The organism is uncultured Turicibacter sp., from assembly GCF_938044715.1.
In the GTDB taxonomy this organism is placed as follows: Bacteria; Bacillota_I; Bacilli_A; order MOL361; family Turicibacteraceae; genus Turicibacter; species Turicibacter sanguinis.
In genome coordinates this window covers 21014-42459 of the sequence record NZ_CALIOS010000001.1, presented here as the reverse complement: position 1 = coordinate 42459, position 21446 = coordinate 21014, and the positions used below count along the sequence as shown (strand labels likewise).

Below are 21446 nucleotides of genomic sequence, written 5' to 3'. Positions count from 1 at the left end.
TTTAATTAAAGTCTTAGTGAATTAAGGCTTTTTATTTTGCCCTGAGCAAGGCATTAAAAGGCTTAATCAAAAACTAAGGAGGAATTAACGTGGGAGCAGATGCAACTAATACGAATGCAAATCCAGGAACAGGAGATGGGCAAGAGACACAAGTTAAAACATTTGATGAGCTGCTAAATGATGAGTCCTATAAATCGGAATATGACAAACGATTGGCACAAGAATTAGCTTCAGCTAAAAGTGAATGGGAAACGGAACAACAGAAAAAATTAGATGCGGAAAAAACGGAAGCAGAGAAAATGGCTTCTATGAATGCGAAAGAGCAAGAAGATTACAAACGAAAAAAGCGTGAGGAAGCCTTAGCAGAACGTGAACGTGAAATTACAACTCGTGAGCTTAAAGCGACTGCTTATGAAACGTTAACTGAACAAGGATTACCTAAAGAATTAGCCGAGATTTTGAATTATACAGATGCAGATCAATGTAAAGCTTCGATTGATGTCGTTGAAAAAACATTTAATTCGGCGTTGACGAAAGCTGTTAATGAAAAATTAAAAGGAACTGCTCAAATACCTGAAAGAGGCGGCGAAGTAAAAGACACACCATTGTTCGGTTTCAGTTTTACTGGTGTTAGACCTAAAAAATAGTAAAGAAAGAAGGAATAATAGATGGCAACATTAAATTATGCAGAACAATATGCAAGAGAATTAGCACAGGCATATCCATATACTTTGTTTTCAGGAGCATTGTGGAATACAGAAAATTCATCTAAATACAAAGTTATTGATGCGAAAACGATTAAAATCCCAAGCATTTCAGTCGGAGGGCGTACGAATGGAAACCGTGATACGATTGGATCATTTACTCGTAATTTTGAAAATGATTGGGAAACTAAAACATTAAACAATCATCGTAAATGGCAGACGTTAGTTCATCCAAAAGATATCGATGAAACGAATCAAGTTGCATCGATTGCTAATATTACGAAGGTTATGAATGAAGAACAGAAATTCCCTGAAATGGATGCTTATATTTTCTCAACCATTTACAAATTACGAAATGAACAAAAAGCGATTACTCCATTAGCGGAAGAATTAACTGTAACCAATATCTTAGATAAATTTGATGAAATGATGGATGCAATGGATGAAGCCCGTGTTCCATATTCAGGACGTATTTTATACTGCGATACCTATACTAAGACATTAATTACAAAAGCAGTTGCTATTGTTCGCTCTAATGCTCAAAAAACGATTGTACGTGATGTTGAACGTTTAGAAGAGGTAAATATTGTGACGGTTCCCACGGACTTAATGAAAACGTCATACACCTTTACAGAAGGATTTGAAGCAGCAGGCGATGCTAAAGATATTAAGATGTTATTAATTCATCCTTCATCTGTTTTACCGGTTGTGTCTTATTCATTTGCTCAATTAGAGGCGCCAAGTGCTTTATCAGAAGGTAAATATGTTTATTTTGAGGAATCATTTGAAGATGTATTTATTTTAAATAAACGAGTAGATGCGATTCAAATGATTGTTAAAGATCAAGGTTAATAGAAGGTGATGGAAGTGACAAAAGAAGAACTCATTCAAGACCTTAAGGAACAAACTAAAGCTACGGATTTTGAGGTTAAACTAATCGTTGAAAGGTCTATCAGAGCCTGTCAACTTTATGTGAATAATCCCAACTATGACGTGTTAAAGGAAGCTTCCTGTGAAGTGATGGCTTTAGCGTTATATTTATGGGATTCTATGAGTGCCAAAGCCAGTGTAGAGAAAGGGATTGCTTCGATTTCTCAATCAAGTCGGAGCGTCTCTTTTTTAAACTCTAAAGAGTTAGAAGCACTGATTAAAGAGTATATTCAAAACTCTTTATCATTACCGAGATATGCGAAGGTGTGGTAGTGGATGAATTGGTATACAGAAGAGATTGAAATCCTAATTAGAAAAAAAGCGAGACCTAATTCGTTAGGAATTATCCAAACAGAGTACGAGTCATTGGGGCAGTTTCATTCAAGTGTTGATCCCTTAACGCTAACTCAAAGTCAACAGAAGTATGGAATGGAATCACAATCCACCACTGAATTTTCGATTGCCTATCATCAAACGATTCATGATTTAGCTATCATCCAAAAAAAGCAACTTTTTATTCGATTTGAGGGGCTTTTATATCGGGTGGATAGAAGTTTATACTATCCGACTTTCTATTGCTTAGACGCTTGTTTATCGTTTTCTAGTACGAGGATAGATGAAGATGTTTAGCGTAGAGGTGGATATTAATTTTGATGCCCTTCAAAAAGAAATAAAGGAGCGTGTTGAAAATGCCACGCTCTCTTTATTAGCTGATATGAAAGATACTGCAACAGATTACGCTTATCCGCAAAAAGAAGAGGGTTCAGGTTATGTAAGAAGCGGGAATTTAGGTTCTAAGATGAAGATTGATTTAAGGTGGGAAGGTAGCTATTTAGTGGGACGATTATATCCTACTGTGCATTATGCTCCGTATGTGGAGTACGGGACAGGGATTCATGCGGTGAATGGAAATGGTCGTCAAGACAAATGGAAATATCAAACCCCAGACGGACGTTGGGTGACAACAGAAGGAATGGAGCCACGTTTATTTATGACAAAAACGTATAAGCAATACGTGCCAATCGCCAATGATTATTATTTAAACTTATTTTAGATTGTAAGGAGGGAAAGAAATGATTGAGTTTAGAGAACTAATTCAGGAAGGACTAACTCAACAAACAGGGTTAAGCGTCTATTTACCTTATCAAGCTATGAGTGGGCTAGAACCATCTGATTTCCCTTTGTTAACAGTCGATATGGATTTTCAAGATGGTATCAGAACATACAATCAAGAAGCGGTCACACAAATGGTGAACGTTGAGGTGTACCTATATGCCCCAACGATTGAGGCTGTTTTGATGAATGAAAGTGTGGTGCAATACTTCTCACAAATGGGATTCACTAAGATTAGAGAGTCGAAGGTGGGAAAAACACATCATTGGTATAAAAGTTATCAATTTAAAGCCCATGTTCAAAAGATTGGGCAGGATTATATGATTAGTTAGGAGATGAAAAAATGGCAGCAACAAAGGCAAGTGTTGTAAAAGGTGTACAAGTGACGGTAGGAGGAACAGATTTATCAGAATTAATTTTAGGGTTACCTGATTTGAGTAAAGGAGAACCTGAGAAAGTAGAAGCGACAACGTTAAACGATGAAGCTCGAGTATATGTTCCAGGGATTCGAGACTTAGGGGATTCATTAGCTATTGAATGTCTTTATACAACTGAAAAATTCGGAACGTTATCGGAGTTAGAAGATGGAACCGCAAAAGAAGTTTCGATTAAATTTAAGCAAGATAGTTTAACGTTTACTTTTTCGGCTTCAGTATCTGTTACTTATGTTGCTTCAGAAGTTGGGGGATTACGTAAGATGACCGTTAACTTAACTCCAGCTTCTGAAATTACGGTCGCAAAAGGGACGGTACTAGAATCATTAACTATCCATTCTAAAACAACAAAATCAACTGAAGGAGTGAAATAAAAATGAAATATGCAATTTGGACTGTTAAAGGAACTGAATATCAATTAAGAATGAAAGCTCGTCAATGCGGGATGTTAGAAACTAAAATTGGAAACCCATTGAATTTATTAATGAAGGTGGAATTAGATCATACGTTGCCTGCATTACCTCAAATTGTGACGATTATTGCACACGGAATGTTAATGCATCATCCAGGGGTAAATGAAAATAAAATTTATCAATTAATTGATGAATGGTTAGAAGAAGGACATACCCAAACGGAGTTAATTGAATTAACAACAGAAATTTTACAAGTATCAGGCTATATTCCATCAGAAGAATTTGCAGACGAACAGTAGGAAATGAGTGATGCTAGTTCTATTGGTAAATGAAAAGATTTATCGACTCACTTTAACCATTCGTGATTTAGATACATTAAATCAGATGGGGAAGGGAATGGATTATTTTTTAAATCAAATTCCCACAACGCAAGAATTAGCATTGTTTTTTACAGTCGCCCTTCAAGGCTCGAATCTCGGAGTGGGTTATGATTTTATTGATGATTGTTACGAAGAGGGGAGAAGTTTTCAAAGTTTGTTAGAAATTATTCCCCTTTTATTAGCAAAAGTTGGACTCATAACAGCTTCACCACTAGAGGAGGAAGTTCATCAAACTTCCACTTTCTCTTTTGAAGAGGTGATTCAACATCATCTCAAACGAATGTCTCAATATGGACTAACAGAGGAGCAATTTTACCATCTGACAATAGGTGAAATAAGACGTTTAGCAGAGTCTTATTATTTAAATCAGAGAGAGCGATTAAAGGAACAAGCAGAAATGGATTATATTCAAGCAAGAGTGATTGCCTCGAATGTATCTAGCATTCTTTCTGATAAAAATAAACCTCCATTACTGGAAGAGGTATATGGTCATTTATTTACTGAGGATGAAATTGAAAAAATGAAAACTTCGAGAGAAGAACAGCGACAAGAACGAACTCGTCAAGAGTTAGAAGCTAATATGTTATCTTGGGTTGAAATGATGAATGCGAAAATAAAAAATCAAACGGAGGACACCGAGTAGGTGTTCTTCTTATTTTAAAAAGAAAGGATGTGAGAACATGAGTGAGGGACAACAGCCGGTTAATATTAAAGTGAAGGTTGACCATACTGAGGTAGATCAGTTAGAGGAAGTGGCTAAAAAGTCAGCTAAAAATGTTAGTAAACAAACGAATAAGGCTTTTAATCAGCTAGGCCCCACTGCTCGTAAAGCTATAGAAGCAGTTAGTCAACAGATGGAGAAAATGGGACTTGGAATCACTGAAGAGGTTTCAAAAGGTTCTCAATCAGGTTTTAAGCGAATGACAGAAATCGCAAAACAACAGATAACTAAAGTAAAAAAGATGTTAGCGAATATGATGCCAGCCACTCAACCTAGTTCTAATCAATCTAAACCTAAGTCATTTCCACAACAAAGCGAACCTCGTTCAAGTTCAGGACGAACAGGCGCGCTCACCTCACGATATTTAGCAGGGATTTTATCTGCGGTTGCCGCCTTTGGAACATTGAAGACGGCTATTCAGAATGCGAATGAAGCAACTGAAACAGCTTCTTTATTTGCGACTGTTTGGGGACACCGTGCATCGGAAGTGAATGCATGGATTACTGATTTATCAGATACATTAGGTGTTAATCAGGTGGAAATGCAGAATACGACTGCGACCTTATTTAATATGGCGAAGAACCTGGATTTAACCTCAACACAGGCACAACAGCTAGCCCAAGATTTAGGGATGTTATCTCAAGATATGGCTTCTTTTTATAACATGAGTTCAGCAGATGTTTTTAGTGACATCAAATCAGTTCTAAGTGGTAGTGGAGAGGTCTTTAGTAAGTATGGTGCAATCATCAATGAAACTACGATTAAAGAATATGCTTATGCGAATGGAATCGCCAGAGTTGGGGCAGAGTTAAGTATTGCAGATAAGACGTTAGCACGTTATGGGTTGATGATGGATAAAACATCAGCGGCACATGGAGACTTAGCAAGAACGATTAACTCCCCTGCCAATCAAGCACGTATTTTTACGAATAACCTCAATAAGCTATCCATTGCGTTAGGGAAATGTTTTCAACCTATCCTAGTCGTGGTTTTACCGATTTTAAACCAATTAACCTTAGCCTTAAGTTCTGTATTAGAAAGTATCGCCACATTCACGACAGGACTTATGTCACTGTTAGGATTTGATATGAGCGGGTTATTTGGTGGGACAGGTGGAATCTTAGAAACATCAGGAGCTATCCAAGAGGTGGCCAACAGTGTGGAAGGCATTGGGGAGAGTGCGAGTCAAGCTGCTAAAGAGGCAGGGAAATTGGCGAAAGGTTTACTGGGGATTGACACGATTAATAATCTTTCTTCCACTTCAAGTTCTAGTCAAGAAACAGGAACATCAGGAAGTGTAGGTACAACGCCAAGTTTTGATTTATCTAGCTCATTAGAGGAGCAAGAAAGTCAATTAGTCGGATGGATGAATCGTGTGGCAGAGGCTATTGTAAAGATCACTGAAACGTTTAAAAAAGGATTTAATCAAAATATAGGCTATGTGAATAAAGCCTTAGAAAATTTGAAAAAATCCTTTCAGAATTTAGGTCAGTCGATTGAAACGTTCTTAGTGGGAGCGTGGAATAACGGACTTGAAGAATTGGTCCGAAATACAGGGGCATTAACAAGTGCGATTGTAGGTACTTTCTTAGATATTTCGGCGCAAGTGACACAAGTGGTGGCCAACTTATTTGATTATTTAAATCCAGCTACGAACCAATACACTAAAAATTTCTTAGAAGCCTTAAATACTTTAGTTCAATCTTGTGAGAAGTTTGTGAAATCTATTAGTGGATGGTTTGCGACCTTTGTGAATCATGGCGGTCAAGCGTTCCTTAATGTCATGGGTGATATTGTCATGCTCATAGGAACCACCCTAACGAATGTTTTAGCCACTTGTATTCAATGGGTAACAACCTTCTTTAATTCATGGGCAGGACAAGTGATGTTAAGCACAGTTGCGACGACTTTAAATGTTTTAGCAGGAGTGTTGAAAGCTGTCTTGGTGGTAATTGAAAAATTAACGCCATTGATTAGTGCTTTTATGTTAGCTTGGGCAAGTCAGAAAGTTCTTAATGTGGCGAAAGGATTAATCAAGGGGCTAAGTGAGCATTTATTCGATTTGGCTGTCAAGTTAGAAAGTACGATTGTTGATACCTTGAAATTTACTAAAGCGATAGGAACAACGCTAGCAAATGGTGTGACAGCTGCTATCACAAAGCTTAAGTTATTCAATACGACTCTAAAATCTCATTCTTTTGGTGAATGGGTGGGTATCATTAAAGGAAGCGTTAAAGCAGCAATTACCAATTTCAAAGATAGGCTTGTGTCTCTTCAATTGACAGTTGCGACAGTATCCGCTGTAATTAAAAGTAAGATGGTGGCCGCTTTAACAAGTTTAAAGACTTCTCTTTTAGGGGTAGTAGGGAATATAAAGAGTGCGATTACGAGTTTTATCTCATGGATTACATCTTTAAATCTTTCGACGATTGCTACAACTGCCGCTACGGTCGCTACAACTGCTTTAAATGTGGCATTAGCTATTTTGACTTCTCCAATTACACTCATTGTAGCGGGAATTGGGGTTTTAATTGGGCTTGTTGTTGCGATTGGAAATAAATTTGGATGGTGGAGTAAGATTTCAGAATGGTTAAGTGAAAAGCTCGGCTGGGTTTGGAATGGAATTAAATCCTTCTTTGGATGGAAGGATGATAATAACGTTTCAGACGCCTTTGATGAAACGACTGAATCTATTGAAACAATGGGTGACACGTTTGAAGAAACGACAACAGAAATTGAAACCACATCTGATCGCTTCGGAACGGTGGCAAGTAAAATCAATCAACATTTTGCTTCGATTGGATTTGATGCAGGGAAATTAGCCAACGATTTATCTGAAGCTGAATCCATGTTCAATGAGAAGTTTGGCATGATGAGTCAAACAGCCAAAAATTATTTAGATGCTTTGGCAACAGGAAACCAAGAGGTCCTTCAAGAAATGAGTGCCGATAGTGGAACTTACACCGCAGAGATTTTATACTCTTATCAAAAATTATCGGATAACGAAAAAAATATTTTCTATGAAACATATGGCTATATTAAGGGAATTAATGATGATTGGTTAAATTACAACCATTTGACTTACGACCAACTCATGGCAAAACACGCTTCATATAGTGCGAATATTATGAGTAATGAAACCTTAACCGCCCAAGAGAAAGATCGTTTAATTGATGAACACTTAGCGAAGGTAGAAGGAGTTTATCAACAAGAATTAGAAGCCTTGAAGCAACAACGAGAAAAGATTTTAACCAATACTGAATTATCTGAAAATAGTCGCAGACAGATGTTAGAAGATATTAATACGATGATTATTCAAAAGGAGCAGGAAAAAACACAAGATACGATTCAAGGAATTGAAAGTGTTACGGATGCTCAACAACAAGCCACAGAAGCTCAAACGAAAGCTTATGAAAATTCAACAGAGGCTCAAATAACTGCTTTAGAATCAGTAGAAGAGAAGTTAGAAGAAACGAAGGAATCGTTAAGTGATTTCTTAACTCAATCAGATAAAATAGCTACAAGTATTCCGAAGGCATGGAATGGAATTGGAAGTAAAATTTCGCTAGAGTTTACGAAAGCTAAGAAACAAGTGACAACAGAAATGCAGTCATTGGCCAAAACAGTCGTGGATCGCTTTAATCAGATGAAAACCTCAGTCACAGAGATTTTTAATCAGTTATCGACTTTGATACAAGGGAAATTAACTTCTATGAATCAAAATGTTAAAGATCAATTAAGTGTGATGCGAAATACGATTCAGTCGGAGTCTACTCAGTTTAAAAATCATTTTAATCAAAATTTGGAACAAATGGCCTCTAGGTTATGGAGCAAGTTTAATGATATGTTGAATGATGTTCGATATTTTGCGGATCAAATGAAACGAGCGATGAACTTTACGTTCCCTGTGCCTCATTTGAAAATGCCTCACTTATCGGTGAGTGGGAATTGGGATTTTGAAAAGAAAACCGTGCCGAAATTCCATGTTAATTGGTATTCAAGCGGAGGGATTTTCCCAAGCCGCACCTTAATTGGTGTCGGAGATGCCCATAACGGAGTTGGGAATAACGCAGAGGCAGTTTTACCTCTTGATGTGTTATGGAAACAAATGCAGACGAATTTTGATAGACAGAATCAGCAATTGTTAAGAGCTATTCAATCAAATCGTGGGCAATGCGGACCGATTGTTTTAGAAATGAATGGGCGAGAAGTCGCCAAGGGAATATTTGAAAGTGCGGAAGAATTAGCACGAACTGGATCATTAAAAACCGATTGGATATAGAAAGGAAGATTAACATGTTAGAGATTGTGAAAAGTATGACGTTAAATGGGGTGTCAAAGATTGAGGGACAGCCTGTTGCTTATTTAAATGCGACGATTTCAACGGATGGAAATGGATCAAGTAATGTCAATCAAAGTATTGCGAATAAAGAGTTGTATGAGGCTAATAAAACTCAAGTACGAAAAGATATGGACCAGTTTAAAGACATGTTTTATCAATTAGAAGATGAATTAGGAGGGCAAATCAATGAAATTAAGTAATCAAACGTTAGTTAATAGTATTCCAGTTTTAAGTAAGTTAAATCAATTAGAGCTACCCGTTAAGGTAGCTTTTATTTTGGCCAAAAATATTAAAGAAGTGGATCAATCATTAGGAAGTTATAATGAGACCCGAAATAAACTATTGCGACAATATGCAGAAAAAGATGAGCAGGGGATGCCAAAGGCGGATGAGATGGGGAATATCATTTTTAAAGAAGGTTGCCACGAGAAATGGATGGAGGAGATTCGGGAGTTATTAGAATTAAAGGTAAATCTTAAAATTGAACCCATTTCAACTCATGATTTATTTAAAGCAGAGATTTCAATTTCACCATCTGAATTAGAGAAAATCGAATTTATGATTAAAGGTTAAAAAGGAGCGTGAGTGAATGGGACAGGCTTTTATTACGATGAGTGGACAGGACTTTACTCCAAGTGCCTGCACCATCATCTATCAAGATTTAGACTATGATTCAGGACGTGCGATGGACGGAAGCATGATGCGGAATAAGTTAGCGACTAAAGTGAGTCTCAATTTAGAATGGAATACGATCAGTGTCCAAGAAATGTCACGGATTCTAAAAGCCATTAAACCGACCTTTTTTCCCGTGACTTATTTTTCTCCTGAAGAGGGGAAGTTTATCACATCAGAATTTTACGTGGCTGAAAAATCAGTTCCGATTTATTCGTACATTAATGGTGAAATGAGATATAATTCAGGATTCTCCTTTTCTTTAGTTGAGCGATAGGAGGGGATGAAGGTGATACAAGTTACGGCAGAACAAAAAGATAAGTTTGAAGAGGCCATGAGGGATGATAATCGGAAATTAGCGTATCGAATTAAAATCGATGATAAGGTAGTTCTTCTTAATCAGCTAAAGTCACAAATGGTTATTACAACAGATGGAGGCTTTGAAGAGTACCATGTTGGATATGCCCTTACGTCATCTCTTGAATTTTATACAAAGAAAGAATTTGAGATGACATCATCTAGTTATGTTGATATTGAGGTGGGATTAGAAGTAGAGAACGGGGGAAATTATGAAATCGTCTACCTTCCGTTTCAAAGATTTTATTTATACGATTCAGAGATTAAGGGCATGGAACGTAAAGTAAAATGTTACGATTATATGTATAAACTAGCTTCTAAAGGGTATTTTCCATCGGCTAAACATCAGACAACAGCTGCGGTTTGTCAAGATATGTCACAACAGCTAGGAATTGAATTCAAAGGGGTTCAAAATGTGGCTATCTATTCAGAGGAGTTAGAGGGAAGAACCTATAAAGAAATACTCGACTATCTAGCTAGTGCGATGGGGTGTAATGTTCGAATCGCTCGTGATAATAAAATTGAGTTCTTTGGTCTTACCACGACTCACTTAACTTTTACACCTCGTGAGTATAAAACCCCAACATTGAATGAATCGACTTATCAGGTTACTTGTTTAGAAGTTCATTATGGTGAAAAAAAGACAGGAGAAAACGGAGAAGTTTTAGATGAAGGGTATTACCGAGTTGGAGAGTATACCACAAAGGCGGGATTATTAACGCTTAGTAATCCTCTTTTAAAAAATCAAAGAGAAGTGGCTTTAAGGGTTTTAAATAAGCTAGAAGAATTGAGGTATACTCGTTTTGAAACGTCTATATCACTCGCAGATTATCGCTTAGAAATAGGAGATATGGTGTCATTTCAAATGGAAGAGTCAAAAGTGACAGTTCCACTACTCTATACTCAATACACATTGGTTTATGACAATGTTATTCTATCGTTAAAATCTCCAACTAAAAGTCAGGAGAAAAAGGAGTATTCGTTTCAAGGGACTTTAACGCAGAAAGTGAATGCTGTATATACTGACTTAATCCAGGTTAAAACATTAGTTGCTGAGAAAGTATCTGTGGAACGGTTAGAAGCAGAGTTCGCTAAAATAGAGAAATTGTATGTGAAGGAAGCTGAGATTGATCAATTAATTGCAGGCTCTATTGCCGTACAAGATTTACAAGCGAATATAGCCAATCTTAACGTCTTAGTAGCGGGGAAAGCGGATATTAGTGAATTAAATGCAGCAGTCGCAAATATTAATATCCTAAATGCGGATTTAGCCGATATTAAACATTTAGTGAGTGGTCACTTGTCCGCAGAGAATATGCAAGTAGGTGGAATTACGTTCGATCGTATTCAAGGGAATACGGTTGTCATTGTAGACGCTATGATTCAGTCTGTGAATGCGAATAAAATTAAAGCAGGTCAAATTGATACAACGTTGGTCAATGTTACATCAAGTAGCGGGAATTTAGTGATTCAAGATAATACGATCCAAATTCGTGATGCGAATCGTGTGCGTGTTCAAATCGGAAAAGATGCGTCTAACGATTATTCCATGAGTGTGTGGGATTCAAGTGGTAAATTGATGTTTGATGCCCGTGGACTAAAAGCGGATGCCATTAAAGATAGCATTATTCGTAATGATATGATTTCTACTAATGCTAACATTGATGGTTCAAAGTTAAATATCAATAGCGTAGTGAGTTCCATTAATCAGGGATCATCTCTACTTAAAGCCTCAAAAGTTCAAATGGACGGTGTTGCTCAAACATTAGAAGTAGCTTTTAATGTTTTAAGAACACAAGCTGATGGAACAAAGTCTCAAACGGAGAGTAATACTACTGCCATTAATGTAGCCCAAGGAAAAATCAATACCTTAATTCAAGATACAACGATTACTAAAGATGGACAAACCGTTAAATTGAAAGATGAATACTCTAAACTCGAACAAACAGTCGGAAGTTTAAGTTCTACTATCGGAAAGCAACAAACGACCCTTGATGATCATACAGGAAAGATGACAGCTTTTAATAGTGAAATGGTGTCGCTAAAACAAAATCTGAATGGATTGAGTGCGAGTGTCTCAACTGCTGAAACAACCATCCAATCTCACACCCAACAATTAGCACAAAAGGCTGATTTAGAAACTGTTAATGAGAAGATTGATGCGATTCCGTTTGTTGGGAGAAATTTATTCCTTAATTCTGACTTTAGTAGTCAAGAAAGTTGGGCAGGATTACCTACAATAAGCAAAGACGGAACTATTAATTATATTAGAAGTTCATCTACATTCATAACTTCTCAAAAAGTCGATGTCATAGAAGGGGAAGAATATGTTGTATCTGCTTTAGTTCGAGCGGTTACGACTACGCCAACCAATTTCTCTATAAAATTTAATGTTGGAAACTATAATTCTACAAATATCGACATAACTTCTACTGATTGGGTAAGAGTTTCAGTTACTATAACTGCTAAATCAACGATTAAAGAGCAAATTTATTTATGTAATAGAGGAAATGCGGGAATTGATATAGCATTTGTGAAATTAGAAAAAGGAACTAAAGACACAGATTGGTCGCTAGCTCCTGAAGATATTCAATCCTCTATTGATACAAAGGCTAATTCTTCAGATGTATATGTTAAAACAGAGGTATACACCAAAGCTCAAACAGATTCAGCAATCGACGTCACAAAGAATGCTATTACTCAATCGGTAGCAAGTACTTATGAGACTAAGACGGAGTCAACGACAAAATATGATACGGCAACGGCTATCGCTAAATCTATGAATGAAGGGAAAGTCCTTTATACTGATATAGCATTCCGAACAGGAAGAAACAGTGTTGTTATGTATAACAATACTGGGAATGGTAATGTAGTTGTTGAACGTATCACTAAGCCTACGGATTGTCCGACCACTTCTACACACTGTATTAGAATCACACATAAAGGAACGGCTTCGCCAAATCTAGGTGGATTTCATCAAAACATTCAATCTAGGGCAAATGCGGTATTCATTCAAAAATTTGTAGCTATGTTGCCTAGTGGGTACACATTAAATACTGCTTCAAACAGTATGGGAGATGGGTATTCTGATAAATGGCTAACAAGCAACAAAGGGACGGGTAAGTGGGAAACCTATATTAGACGGGTGATTTGCGGTAGCACCGGAACATTCTTTAATGGCGGTCATGTCCACGTAAGTGGGGCTACGCCTACAATATCGGCACCTTTAGTTTGGTATCTTGCTTCGTGTACGTGTATCGATATTACCGATACAGATGAACGTGTTACCGATTTAACCAGTCGTATTAGTAAGGCTGAACAAAAGATTACAGATTCAGCGATTATTCAAACTGTTTCTCAAACGATTAATCAGGCTAAAACAGAAGCGATTCAAAGTGCAAATTCTAATACTGCAAATCAATTAAAAAATTATTCAACAACTTTGCAAATGAATAGTGCTATTCAGCAGAAAGCAGATAGTATTACCTCTGATGTGTTTAAAATTGAAACCTCATTAGCCGTTGATAATTTATTATCGAATGGTAACTTCACCAATGAATTAAATAACTGGCAGTACAGAGATCATGGAAGTTCAGTTAATTACACTTTAACCGCAAATACCGATTGGACGATGACGGGGAAAACAGCGTTGTTAATCACTCAATCCAACCATCCACAGGGATATGATAGTGGGTTTACGCAAGAGATAGAGGTTAAGCCCAATACCGATTATACATTTACTGGTTATATCGCATCTCATCGCGCAGAAGGAATGGCTGTAGTTAAGGACGATGCTGGTAATTGGTTAGTTTTTGATAAGACAGATGCAGATTATGATCAATATACCGGTGGACCAGAGGTTTCTAGATGGAAGAAAATTAGATTAGTGTACTGGAGTGGAAATCGCACAAAACTCCAACTTCATTTAGCGATGGGGAAAAGTAATAATAATGGGCATGTTTGGTTTCATGACTTTATGGTTACGGAGGGTAATACTGATTTGTGTTGGAAACCTTCACAGAAAGAAACAAGAACACAGATTGCCCAACTTGATAACCGCATTTCATCAACAGTTACAAGTGTTGAGACGATTGATGGTAAAGTAAATAAGGCTCAATCTCAAATTGATCAACACGCACATCAGATAGCAACCAAAGTTAATGCAAATGATTTCTCATCTCTCATTCAACAAAATGGACATAGCATCATGTGGGCTATTAATAGTAGTCGTGGTTCTAATGGGATTGGATTAGATTCTAATGGGCTGTACGGCTATAATAACAACATTACAACATTACGGTTAACAGAAGGGAAGTTCCATGCGTATAATTCATGGAATGGCAATCACATGGGGTATTTTGGGACAAATGGTGATGACTTAAGAGCGTGTTTGTATGATACAAATACTTTCTCAGTTTATTCAAATGATACCGCATTGTTATTCAGAGCTAGATACGAACGAGATGCGAATTATGGAAATGCAACACTTGATATGTGTGGTGGGATTAATTTTATTCATAAACCAGGACAAGACGTTGGTATTAATCAACTTCTGTTAGGTAATGATGATAGATCTGATAGATACGGGTTTCATAATATGTCTATTCGTTGTTGGAATTCATTTGGATTCCAAGATAACTATGGATATACTAATATGTTCTTTGATTCTCGTCGAGGACGTGTCATTATGAAAGGTGCCTTATATCAAAATACACAGACACCACCTGCCACTTTCTCTATGAATTTTGATGGAGAAGATGAAATCTATAGTAGTGGATATGAGCGTAGTCAAGCCATTGATTCAGTTATGAATTTAAAAACAGGAGTGTACGTTGATAATGATGGTGAGTGTTGTTCGGCTATATATGGTGGATACTCAGAGTTGATTACAACAGAGTATCAAGATGAATACGGAAAGATTACTACACACTTAAATCATGAGGCTTTAAATGCATCGTTAGTCGTGACGTGTCAGGAACAACAGAAGTTGATTAAGGCACTTCAGAAAGAGTTAAACGAAATCAAAGAGTATTTAAATGTTGCATAGAAAAAGGTCACTCCATGAGTGACCTTTCATTATAAGGAGATGAAAAAATGTATTTAGAATTATCAAATTATGTAGTCCTAACAGGGATCCTAATTGTAACAGGGCTATTCCTGAATAAATGGGAACCGCCGATTAAAAAGCAATATGTCGCCTTAATGTTGCTTGTAATGGGGGTAGCATTAGGTCATTTCATGGTCGATAATCCAGCATACGGATTCTTAATCGCAGGTTTAGTCTTTTATAAGGACGAATTAGTATCGGAGATTAAGTTGGTCAAAGATAGTGTTTTAGAAGTGAAGGAAGAAACAAATTTGAAAGGAGAGAGTAACTAATGGATATCACATTTTTAAATGAGTATTTCATCCCTGTCATTGTGGGAATTTGTTTGTGTGTGGGGTATGTCATCAAGACGAGTGTTTCTAAAGTGGATAATAGTCTAATCCCTATGATTTTGTCGATTCTAGGGCTTTTAATTAATATTTGGATAAATCATACCATTAACCCATCTATCGTCTTAGGTGGGCTTTTTAGTGGCTTAGCTTCAACAGGCTTACATCAGATGTTTAAAAATTTAATTAAAGTGGAGGAACAATAAGATGAATAAAGTGCCAACCGTAAAAAAAGTAAAATTAGACGAACGTAAATATTCTATTAAATGTCCGCATTACCGAGATCCTAAAGGAATTGTGGTCCATAATACTTACAATGATGCACCAGCTCAAAATGAAGTGGCATATATGCAGCGAAGAGAAGATAAGGTTTCATTCCATGCCGCCATTGATGATAAAGAGGTAGTGGAAGGATTGCCATTTGAACGTAGCTGTTATGCATCAGGAGATGGAGAAAATGGCGATGGAAACCGTAATTACTTACAGTTTGAAATTTGTTACTCATTAAGTGGTGGGGATAAATATAAACAAGCAGAAGAAAATGCGGTTTGGTATATCGCTAAAGTGATGAATGTTTATGGATTCCCAATGAGTGCTTTAAAGAAACATCAAGACTTTTCAGGTAAATATTGTCCTCACCGTATATTAGATGAGAAGAGTTGGGAAAGCTTTGTAGACCGTGTCCGTTGGTGTCGTGAACAGTTAAAAAATGAAAAAGAAGTAGAAGAATCTACCTCAGTAGAAAGTGTAGTTAAACCAAACGGTGAAACGTGGTACCAAGTCGTCGTAGGTTCATACCTAGGAAAAAATAAAGCGAATGAAGTGAAAGCGAAGTTAGAAGCAAAAGGTTTTACAGATATTTGGATTGATGTAGTCCAATTAAAAGGAGAAACATGGTATCGAGTGATTTGTGGATCATACCAAGATCGAGTAAATGCAGAGCAAATTAAAGTGAAATTGGATAAATTCTATACAGGAGTCTGGATTAACGTCAAATAACAACCTCACAAAAAAAGCCACTAGGTCAATGACTTAGTGGCTTTCATGATAAAGAAAGTGAGGTGAATAGATGAAAGAATTAGTAATACAGTGGTTTAAATCTATTTTTAAGCAAAAGAAAAAGCGTGCTGGAACACGCTATTTCAAAGTAGATAAATTAGAATTTAAATCATTCAAGATTGAAGGACTTGAATATAAAAGTAAATAAGTACATTACTATTATATAATGGGTTCTTTCAATTATCAATGAAGAATGTTATAATAATGGCACAATGCCTATAAGGTCATAAATCATGTAGAGTACTCAAAAAAAGGTAGATTCGGTTGATTCCGTTTCTACCTCTTTTTATTTTGCCTTTTTTTTGCTCTATTCGACAAAAAATAACATAAAATACACTTTTTTTATATTAGCATATATAAGATTTATTTAAAGAAAAATTTTTTCGACAATATAAACAAGGAGATTAGGGTATGATACCAGTAGAACATATAAAAGAGAGGATTAGCTTTGCTTATGTAATGGTTCTCGCAGCTAAAAGTGGTATGATTATTTCTAAGTCTGAACAAGATTTTGGAATAGATGGAACAATTCGAGGGGTAAAAAATAGGAGAGGAAGATATGTTGAATCAGGATTTGGCTTTGATTTTCAATTAAAATCAACTGAAAATGTAGAATATACAGATGATGGATATATAAAGTATGATTTGTTAGCCAAAAATTATAATGATTTAGTGGATCCGCATGTAATGTTTCCTCGAATATTAATACTGTACGAGCTTCCAAAAAATAAGGATGAGTGGGTAGTTTATGAAAAAGATCAAACAGTGATAAAAAAATGTGCATGGTGGTATTCTTTAAAGGGACTAAAAGAAAGTGAAAATGAGTCCACAGTGCGAATTAAAATTCCAGTAAATCAAATGTTGACACCTGAAAAGATTGTTGAGTTGATAAAAAAAATTGAAGGTGGTGAAGATATATGATAACAAAAATGTTTTCCAAACAGTGCTTGCAGATTGAATTAGTTGATTTGTATCAATACCTTGAACTAGATGGCTGGGTTAAGGATAGGGGGGTTAAGGATAAATTTAATGTATATACTAAAATGTATGACGGCGATGAATTTGATGTAATCGTTCCTTGTAGTAAAGATTTTCGTGATTATGAGTTACGTATCCAATCAACAATTAAGACTTTGAGTGAGTTAGAGGATATAGATAATGATGAAATAATTAAACGTATCAAAAATGTAAATATGGATATTGTCAAGATACGTTTTATAAGTGAAGAATATGAGGATGGAAGTATTCCGATTTCAGTTGCTAACAGTATTACATCGTTTTTATATGATACGGTCATATATAGCGCTAGCATAGAGGAAAAACGTCGATTAAAATATTATCGAGTAAGTAATCATGCAAAAGAGTTTGCGGATAAATTTAGATTTGGACAAACTCAAAAAGGTAGTTTTATAGTTTCATTAGAAACCAAGATACAGAGTGATATTAAGCCATTAACTTTAAATTTAGATGATTGTAATGGAGTTTTAGATATTGATCCTCCGTTTGAAAGAAAAATAGTTAGTAGAATTAATAAGACTTTAACTCAATTAAATAAATTGGATATTTCTAAAGATTCAGATATTTTTGAAAAATGTGAATTGGAAGGAATTAGTATGAATATATGCGAAACATTAGCGTCTTTACAAGGGATTGCAGATGATCTTAGCATAGAATATACTTTTGAGTTGACTAGCGCAGTTCCTTACCCAAATAATTTATCACCTAAAGTCACAATTAACAATCAGACTATAGATAAAGCCAGTAAAGTATTCACTAAGTTTAAAGCGTTAGAAAAAGAAAAAAGAGAACCGATTAAAACCGATGTGAAAGTAGATAAAGTAACAAGTATGGATAAAGGTGGAGATGTTTTTGTAAGCTTTAAATATACAGGAGATAATAAAAAACATACTGCAAAACTAAACTTAGAAAGAGATGATTTTGTGAAAGCTTGTGAAGCATTAATTAATCCTAATTGTCAGTTTCAACTAGAGGGAACTTTAGATAAGACGACCAAAAATTGGATTATTGACGATGTAAAAGTATTTATCCAGATAAATTGAGTATTTTGATAACGAAAATGTGAATAAAAAAGGTAGCAAGTGAGTTCACTGCTACCTTTTTCTTATATATAAATCTCTGTTTTATCTATCCCCACTCATCAATCATGATTTTACTATCTGCAGAAACGAGTGTAAAGTATAAAAATGGAAAAGAGATACCGGAGGCCCAGTATCTCTTTTGAAAAAAAGTGTCATTATATATTGAGAGTAGTATACATCTTCAACGGGGAGGAAGATGTAACAAAAACATTATAGCGAATATGATGAAACATGACAAACTCTTTAGAGAATAAAAATAAAAAAGACCCTACATAAATAAGATCTTTTTCACAAATATCCACATAACCAGTAAGCATATTCGGCAGAATATAGTTTTATTATACCAAAAATTCCACTAATTTCAATAACATAATATGGTGAAGAAAAACAAGTTAGTTGATTATTGAATATGATGGTATTGAGAAAGTAAAAAATAATAGATGTTGCTAATTGTCAGATTTAGTTATCTCAGTTTTCATGATTAGCTATTTGTGGAGCAGGTAAAACAGAAATGATGTTTGAATCAATCTCTTGTGCGTTGAAAGAGGGAAAGCGAGTTTGTTGGGCGATACCAAGGGCGGATGTCGTTGTTGAATTAGTACCACGTTTGCGTCAGGCTTTTCCTAATGCCTTGGTCGTTGGATTGCATGGAGGTTCAGATGAAAAAGATAAGTATGGAGATATCGTGATTACAACGACCCATCAGTTGATTCGCTTTTATCAGGCGTTTGAGTTTTTGATTATTGATGAAGTGGATGCTTTCCCCTATACGTTTGATGCGATGTTGCCAAGGCTTGCCAATAAAGCTTGTGTGCCAGGGTGTGCCACGATTTATTTATCTGCAACTCCTTCAAAGCAAGATCAACGACGGATTAAAAAGGGTGATTTAAAGTGTTGTCTCATTCCAGCACGGTATCATTTGTATCCATTAGATATTCCAAAATTCAAATGGTGTGGTCATTTTGAGCAGAAGATTTCACGTCAAAGGCTACCTTTATCAGTTAAAAAGTGGATGTTTCAAAAAATAGAGATGAAACGACGTGCTTTATTATTTGTACCAACTATTGAAGCGGGACATCAGTTAGCTAGGGCGCTCAAGAAGCAACTAAAAATTGAGGTTGAATTTGTTTATTCGGGTGATTCTAATCGGTTAGATAAAGTTCGTCGATTTAAAGAAGGGGATGGACAGTTTTTGATTACGACGATGATTTTAGAGCGTGGAGTGACGATTGCAGATATTGATGTTGCCATTTTAGGTGCAGAGCACGAAGTTTTTGAAGAAAGTGCATTAGTTCAAATTAGTGGTCGGGTCGGGCGTTCTCCTAAGTTTCCTCATGGTGAAATCGTCTTTTTTCATTATGGCGTAACTCAAGCAATGGATGATGCCCGGGAGCAAATTAAAATGATGAATAAAAAGGCAAGAGAGCGAGGACTATTAAAAGATGAAGTGCCTCATTTGTAAAAATTTAATTGTCATTAATAGTTTTTCGATGGTGTTTGCCCATGTAGAACCAAAACTCTGTCAAAGATGTCATGAGCAGATGATTCCTAATAAATTAATCGCATTTCCCCTTCAAATGTATGAAGATAATGAATTTATGCGTGAATTAATAAGACGTCTTAATCTTGGTGATTTTGTGTTATTAGAAGTCATACTTCCAACACTTCATCAAGGGCTTCTAAAATTTAAATCAGATATTAAAGAGTTAATCGCTTATGATGTAGACGATCAGTTAAGTGAAATCTTACTAGAAGCATTACAGTTTAAAGGAGAGGGGGGAAAGACTATAAAAATAACATCTATGATACCTGAAAAAATAGAACAAGAAGGATTTATTAGTATTTTGTGAGAGGTTTTTGGAATATTTTTGCCTATAAATGCTTACAATTATATAAGTCACTTTTAGACACAAATGGTGTTTTAAAGTAGTGTTTGATGATTCGATAAGAGTGATTCGACAAGGGCTACAAACATCTGATAAAAAAATCGTTACACAAATAGACAAGTTTTTTAAAACGCTTTCTTTTTCCAAATGTTTGTAGTATAATAAAGGTACATCAGATAGATAGGAGTGATTCTAATGAGAATTCAAATCAGGGGAGCTAATCGTTTCGTTGTAACAGAGGCTATTAAAAATTACATTGAGGATAAAGTAGGTAGCTTACAACGTTTCTTACCAAATAATCAAGATTTAGAAGCCCGTGTTTACATTAAAATCTATGATGTCATCCAAAAAGTTGAAGTAACGATTCCAGGAAATCAGTTCATTTTACGTGCTGAAGAAGAAAATGATGATTTATATGCAGCAATTGATTTGGTTGTAGATAAATTAGAAAGACAAATTCGCCGTAATAAAACAAAAGCTAATAAAAAAATTCGTGAACGTGAAGGAATCAGCGATTACTTTGTAACGGTTGATGATACACCAGTCACTCATCAAGCGGAGGATGAAGTCCCTTATAAAGTGAAAAATGTTCATTTAAAACCGATGGATGTAGAAGAAGCGATTATGCAATTGGATTTACTAGGACACGATTTCTATGTGTATCGTGACATGGCAGTAGATGCCGTATGTGTGGTTTATCGTCGTAAAGATGGTAAGTACGGTGTCATTGAAACAAATAATTAATTTTCGATAATAATTTAGAGGCTATCTAATTAGATAGTCTCTTTGATGTGCATATAAAATTTGATTTAAAAAGATGCTTAAAAAGCTGCCAGAGGCAGCTTTTTAAGTTAATTTTAGTGATAAAATGGGTGTGTATTCTCATTTTAGTATGTATTT

The 21446-nt window shown here is 35.8% G+C and carries 23 protein-coding genes; all 23 read left to right on the top strand.

Annotated elements, in window-relative coordinates:
• Positions 1 to 89 precede the first annotated feature (89 nt).
• Positions 90 to 647 (top strand): DUF4355 domain-containing protein, encoded by a 558-nt coding sequence (locus QWC74_RS00200; RefSeq protein WP_155223075.1) that lies wholly within the window; start codon positions 90 to 92, stop codon positions 645 to 647.
• A gap of 21 nt (positions 648 to 668) precedes the next feature.
• Positions 669 to 1556, top strand: a complete 888-nt coding sequence (locus QWC74_RS00195; protein WP_155223076.1) for a capsid protein — start codon at positions 669 to 671, stop codon at positions 1554 to 1556.
• 6 nt (positions 1557 to 1562) lie between these two features.
• A complete protein-coding gene (locus tag QWC74_RS00190; RefSeq protein WP_155232446.1) occupies positions 1563 to 1907 on the top strand; it encodes a hypothetical protein in 345 nt (114 codons plus the stop codon).
• A 3-nt stretch (positions 1908 to 1910) separates the two neighbouring features.
• Positions 1911 to 2264 carry a hypothetical protein gene (locus QWC74_RS00185; protein ID WP_155223078.1) on the top strand — a complete coding sequence of 118 codons (354 nt, stop codon included), beginning with the start codon at positions 1911 to 1913 and terminating at the stop codon, positions 2262 to 2264.
• Positions 2251 to 2688, top strand: coding sequence for a hypothetical protein (locus QWC74_RS00180; protein ID WP_155232445.1), 438 nt, complete (start codon positions 2251 to 2253; stop codon positions 2686 to 2688). The genes QWC74_RS00185 and QWC74_RS00180 overlap by 14 nt, the downstream gene beginning before the upstream one ends.
• A 19-nt stretch (positions 2689 to 2707) precedes the next feature.
• Positions 2708 to 3079, top strand: coding sequence for a hypothetical protein (locus QWC74_RS00175; RefSeq protein WP_155223080.1), 372 nt, complete (start codon positions 2708 to 2710; stop codon positions 3077 to 3079).
• A gap of 11 nt (positions 3080 to 3090) precedes the next feature.
• Positions 3091 to 3555, top strand: a complete 465-nt coding sequence (locus QWC74_RS00170) for a hypothetical protein (RefSeq protein ID WP_155223081.1) — start codon at positions 3091 to 3093, stop codon at positions 3553 to 3555.
• Between the two features lie 2 nt (positions 3556 to 3557).
• Positions 3558 to 3893 carry a DUF6096 family protein gene (locus QWC74_RS00165; protein WP_155223082.1) on the top strand — a complete coding sequence of 112 codons (336 nt, stop codon included), beginning with the start codon at positions 3558 to 3560 and terminating at the stop codon, positions 3891 to 3893.
• Between the two features lie 10 nt (positions 3894 to 3903).
• Positions 3904 to 4617, top strand: coding sequence for a hypothetical protein (locus QWC74_RS00160; protein ID WP_155223083.1), 714 nt, complete (start codon positions 3904 to 3906; stop codon positions 4615 to 4617).
• A gap of 37 nt (positions 4618 to 4654) precedes the next feature.
• Complete coding sequence (locus QWC74_RS00155) at positions 4655 to 8977, top strand: hypothetical protein (protein WP_155223084.1); 4323 nt, start codon at positions 4655 to 4657, stop codon at positions 8975 to 8977.
• Positions 8978 to 8991: 14 nt separating this feature from the next.
• Positions 8992 to 9237 carry a hypothetical protein gene (locus QWC74_RS00150; RefSeq protein WP_155223085.1) on the top strand — a complete coding sequence of 82 codons (246 nt, stop codon included), beginning with the start codon at positions 8992 to 8994 and terminating at the stop codon, positions 9235 to 9237.
• Positions 9224 to 9610 carry a hypothetical protein gene (locus QWC74_RS00145; protein ID WP_155223086.1) on the top strand — a complete coding sequence of 129 codons (387 nt, stop codon included), beginning with the start codon at positions 9224 to 9226 and terminating at the stop codon, positions 9608 to 9610. The genes QWC74_RS00150 and QWC74_RS00145 overlap by 14 nt, the downstream gene beginning before the upstream one ends.
• Before the next feature lie 16 nt (positions 9611 to 9626).
• Positions 9627 to 9986, top strand: coding sequence for a DUF6711 family protein (locus tag QWC74_RS00140; protein WP_155223087.1), 360 nt, complete (start codon positions 9627 to 9629; stop codon positions 9984 to 9986).
• Positions 9987 to 9998: 12 nt separating this feature from the next.
• Positions 9999 to 15113 (top strand): hypothetical protein, encoded by a 5115-nt coding sequence (locus QWC74_RS00135; protein WP_288993764.1) that lies wholly within the window; start codon positions 9999 to 10001, stop codon positions 15111 to 15113.
• A gap of 47 nt (positions 15114 to 15160) precedes the next feature.
• Entirely contained in the window at positions 15161 to 15445 is a 285-nt protein-coding gene (locus tag QWC74_RS00130) for a hypothetical protein (protein ID WP_155232667.1), read from the top strand.
• Positions 15445 to 15708, top strand: a complete 264-nt coding sequence (locus QWC74_RS00125) for a phage holin family protein (RefSeq protein ID WP_155232666.1) — start codon at positions 15445 to 15447, stop codon at positions 15706 to 15708. Before QWC74_RS00130 ends, QWC74_RS00125 begins: the two co-directional genes overlap by 1 nt.
• 1 nt (position 15709) lies before the next feature.
• Entirely contained in the window at positions 15710 to 16501 is a 792-nt protein-coding gene (locus QWC74_RS00120; protein ID WP_288993761.1) for an N-acetylmuramoyl-L-alanine amidase, read from the top strand.
• Positions 16502 to 16571: 70 nt separating this feature from the next.
• Entirely contained in the window at positions 16572 to 16709 is a 138-nt protein-coding gene (locus QWC74_RS00115) for a hypothetical protein (RefSeq protein ID WP_155222963.1), read from the top strand.
• 263 nt (positions 16710 to 16972) lie between these two features.
• On the top strand, positions 16973 to 17482 hold the full coding sequence (locus tag QWC74_RS00110) for a DUF4365 domain-containing protein (protein ID WP_155222964.1): 510 nt from the start codon (positions 16973 to 16975) through the stop codon (positions 17480 to 17482).
• A complete protein-coding gene (locus tag QWC74_RS00105) occupies positions 17479 to 18621 on the top strand; it encodes a hypothetical protein (protein WP_155222965.1) in 1143 nt (380 codons plus the stop codon). The genes QWC74_RS00110 and QWC74_RS00105 overlap by 4 nt, the downstream gene beginning before the upstream one ends.
• A gap of 526 nt (positions 18622 to 19147) precedes the next feature.
• The gene (locus QWC74_RS00100; RefSeq protein ID WP_331855437.1) at positions 19148 to 20122 is read left to right on the top strand and encodes a DEAD/DEAH box helicase; all 975 of its coding nucleotides are present in this window, start codon (positions 19148 to 19150) and stop codon (positions 20120 to 20122) included.
• Positions 20103 to 20510 carry a hypothetical protein gene (locus tag QWC74_RS00095; protein ID WP_009606116.1) on the top strand — a complete coding sequence of 136 codons (408 nt, stop codon included), beginning with the start codon at positions 20103 to 20105 and terminating at the stop codon, positions 20508 to 20510. The genes QWC74_RS00100 and QWC74_RS00095 overlap by 20 nt, the downstream gene beginning before the upstream one ends.
• 231 nt (positions 20511 to 20741) lie before the next feature.
• Complete coding sequence (gene hpf / locus QWC74_RS00090; RefSeq protein WP_006784623.1) at positions 20742 to 21290, top strand: ribosome hibernation-promoting factor, HPF/YfiA family; 549 nt, start codon at positions 20742 to 20744, stop codon at positions 21288 to 21290.
• The last annotated feature ends 156 nt before the right edge of the window (positions 21291 to 21446 follow it).

Bases quoted from the DNA above. Each gene is read 5' to 3' on its own strand.
- QWC74_RS00095 (WP_009606116.1), top strand. From the start codon at position 20,103: ATGAAGTGCCTCATTTGTAAAAATTTAATTGTCATTAATAGTTTTTCG.
- QWC74_RS00185 (WP_155223078.1), top strand. From the start codon at position 1,911: ATGAATTGGTATACAGAAGAGATTGAAATCCTAATTAGAAAAAAAGCG.
- QWC74_RS00130 (WP_155232667.1), top strand. From the start codon at position 15,161: ATGTATTTAGAATTATCAAATTATGTAGTCCTAACAGGGATCCTAATT.
- QWC74_RS00165 (WP_155223082.1), top strand. From the start codon at position 3,558: ATGAAATATGCAATTTGGACTGTTAAAGGAACTGAATATCAATTAAGA.
- QWC74_RS00175 (WP_155223080.1), top strand. From the start codon at position 2,708: ATGATTGAGTTTAGAGAACTAATTCAGGAAGGACTAACTCAACAAACA.
- QWC74_RS00110 (WP_155222964.1), top strand. From the start codon at position 16,973: ATGATACCAGTAGAACATATAAAAGAGAGGATTAGCTTTGCTTATGTA.
- QWC74_RS00120 (WP_288993761.1), top strand. From the start codon at position 15,710: ATGAATAAAGTGCCAACCGTAAAAAAAGTAAAATTAGACGAACGTAAA.
- QWC74_RS00115 (WP_155222963.1), top strand. From the start codon at position 16,572: ATGAAAGAATTAGTAATACAGTGGTTTAAATCTATTTTTAAGCAAAAG.
- QWC74_RS00105 (WP_155222965.1), top strand. From the start codon at position 17,479: ATGATAACAAAAATGTTTTCCAAACAGTGCTTGCAGATTGAATTAGTT.
- QWC74_RS00180 (WP_155232445.1), top strand. From the start codon at position 2,251: ATGAAGATGTTTAGCGTAGAGGTGGATATTAATTTTGATGCCCTTCAA.
- QWC74_RS00145 (WP_155223086.1), top strand. From the start codon at position 9,224: ATGAAATTAAGTAATCAAACGTTAGTTAATAGTATTCCAGTTTTAAGT.
- QWC74_RS00140 (WP_155223087.1), top strand. From the start codon at position 9,627: ATGGGACAGGCTTTTATTACGATGAGTGGACAGGACTTTACTCCAAGT.
- QWC74_RS00170 (WP_155223081.1), top strand. From the start codon at position 3,091: ATGGCAGCAACAAAGGCAAGTGTTGTAAAAGGTGTACAAGTGACGGTA.
- hpf (WP_006784623.1), top strand. From the start codon at position 20,742: ATGAGAATTCAAATCAGGGGAGCTAATCGTTTCGTTGTAACAGAGGCT.
- QWC74_RS00160 (WP_155223083.1), top strand. From the start codon at position 3,904: ATGCTAGTTCTATTGGTAAATGAAAAGATTTATCGACTCACTTTAACC.
- QWC74_RS00150 (WP_155223085.1), top strand. From the start codon at position 8,992: ATGTTAGAGATTGTGAAAAGTATGACGTTAAATGGGGTGTCAAAGATT.
- QWC74_RS00125 (WP_155232666.1), top strand. From the start codon at position 15,445: ATGGATATCACATTTTTAAATGAGTATTTCATCCCTGTCATTGTGGGA.
- QWC74_RS00195 (WP_155223076.1), top strand. From the start codon at position 669: ATGGCAACATTAAATTATGCAGAACAATATGCAAGAGAATTAGCACAG.
- QWC74_RS00155 (WP_155223084.1), top strand. From the start codon at position 4,655: ATGAGTGAGGGACAACAGCCGGTTAATATTAAAGTGAAGGTTGACCAT.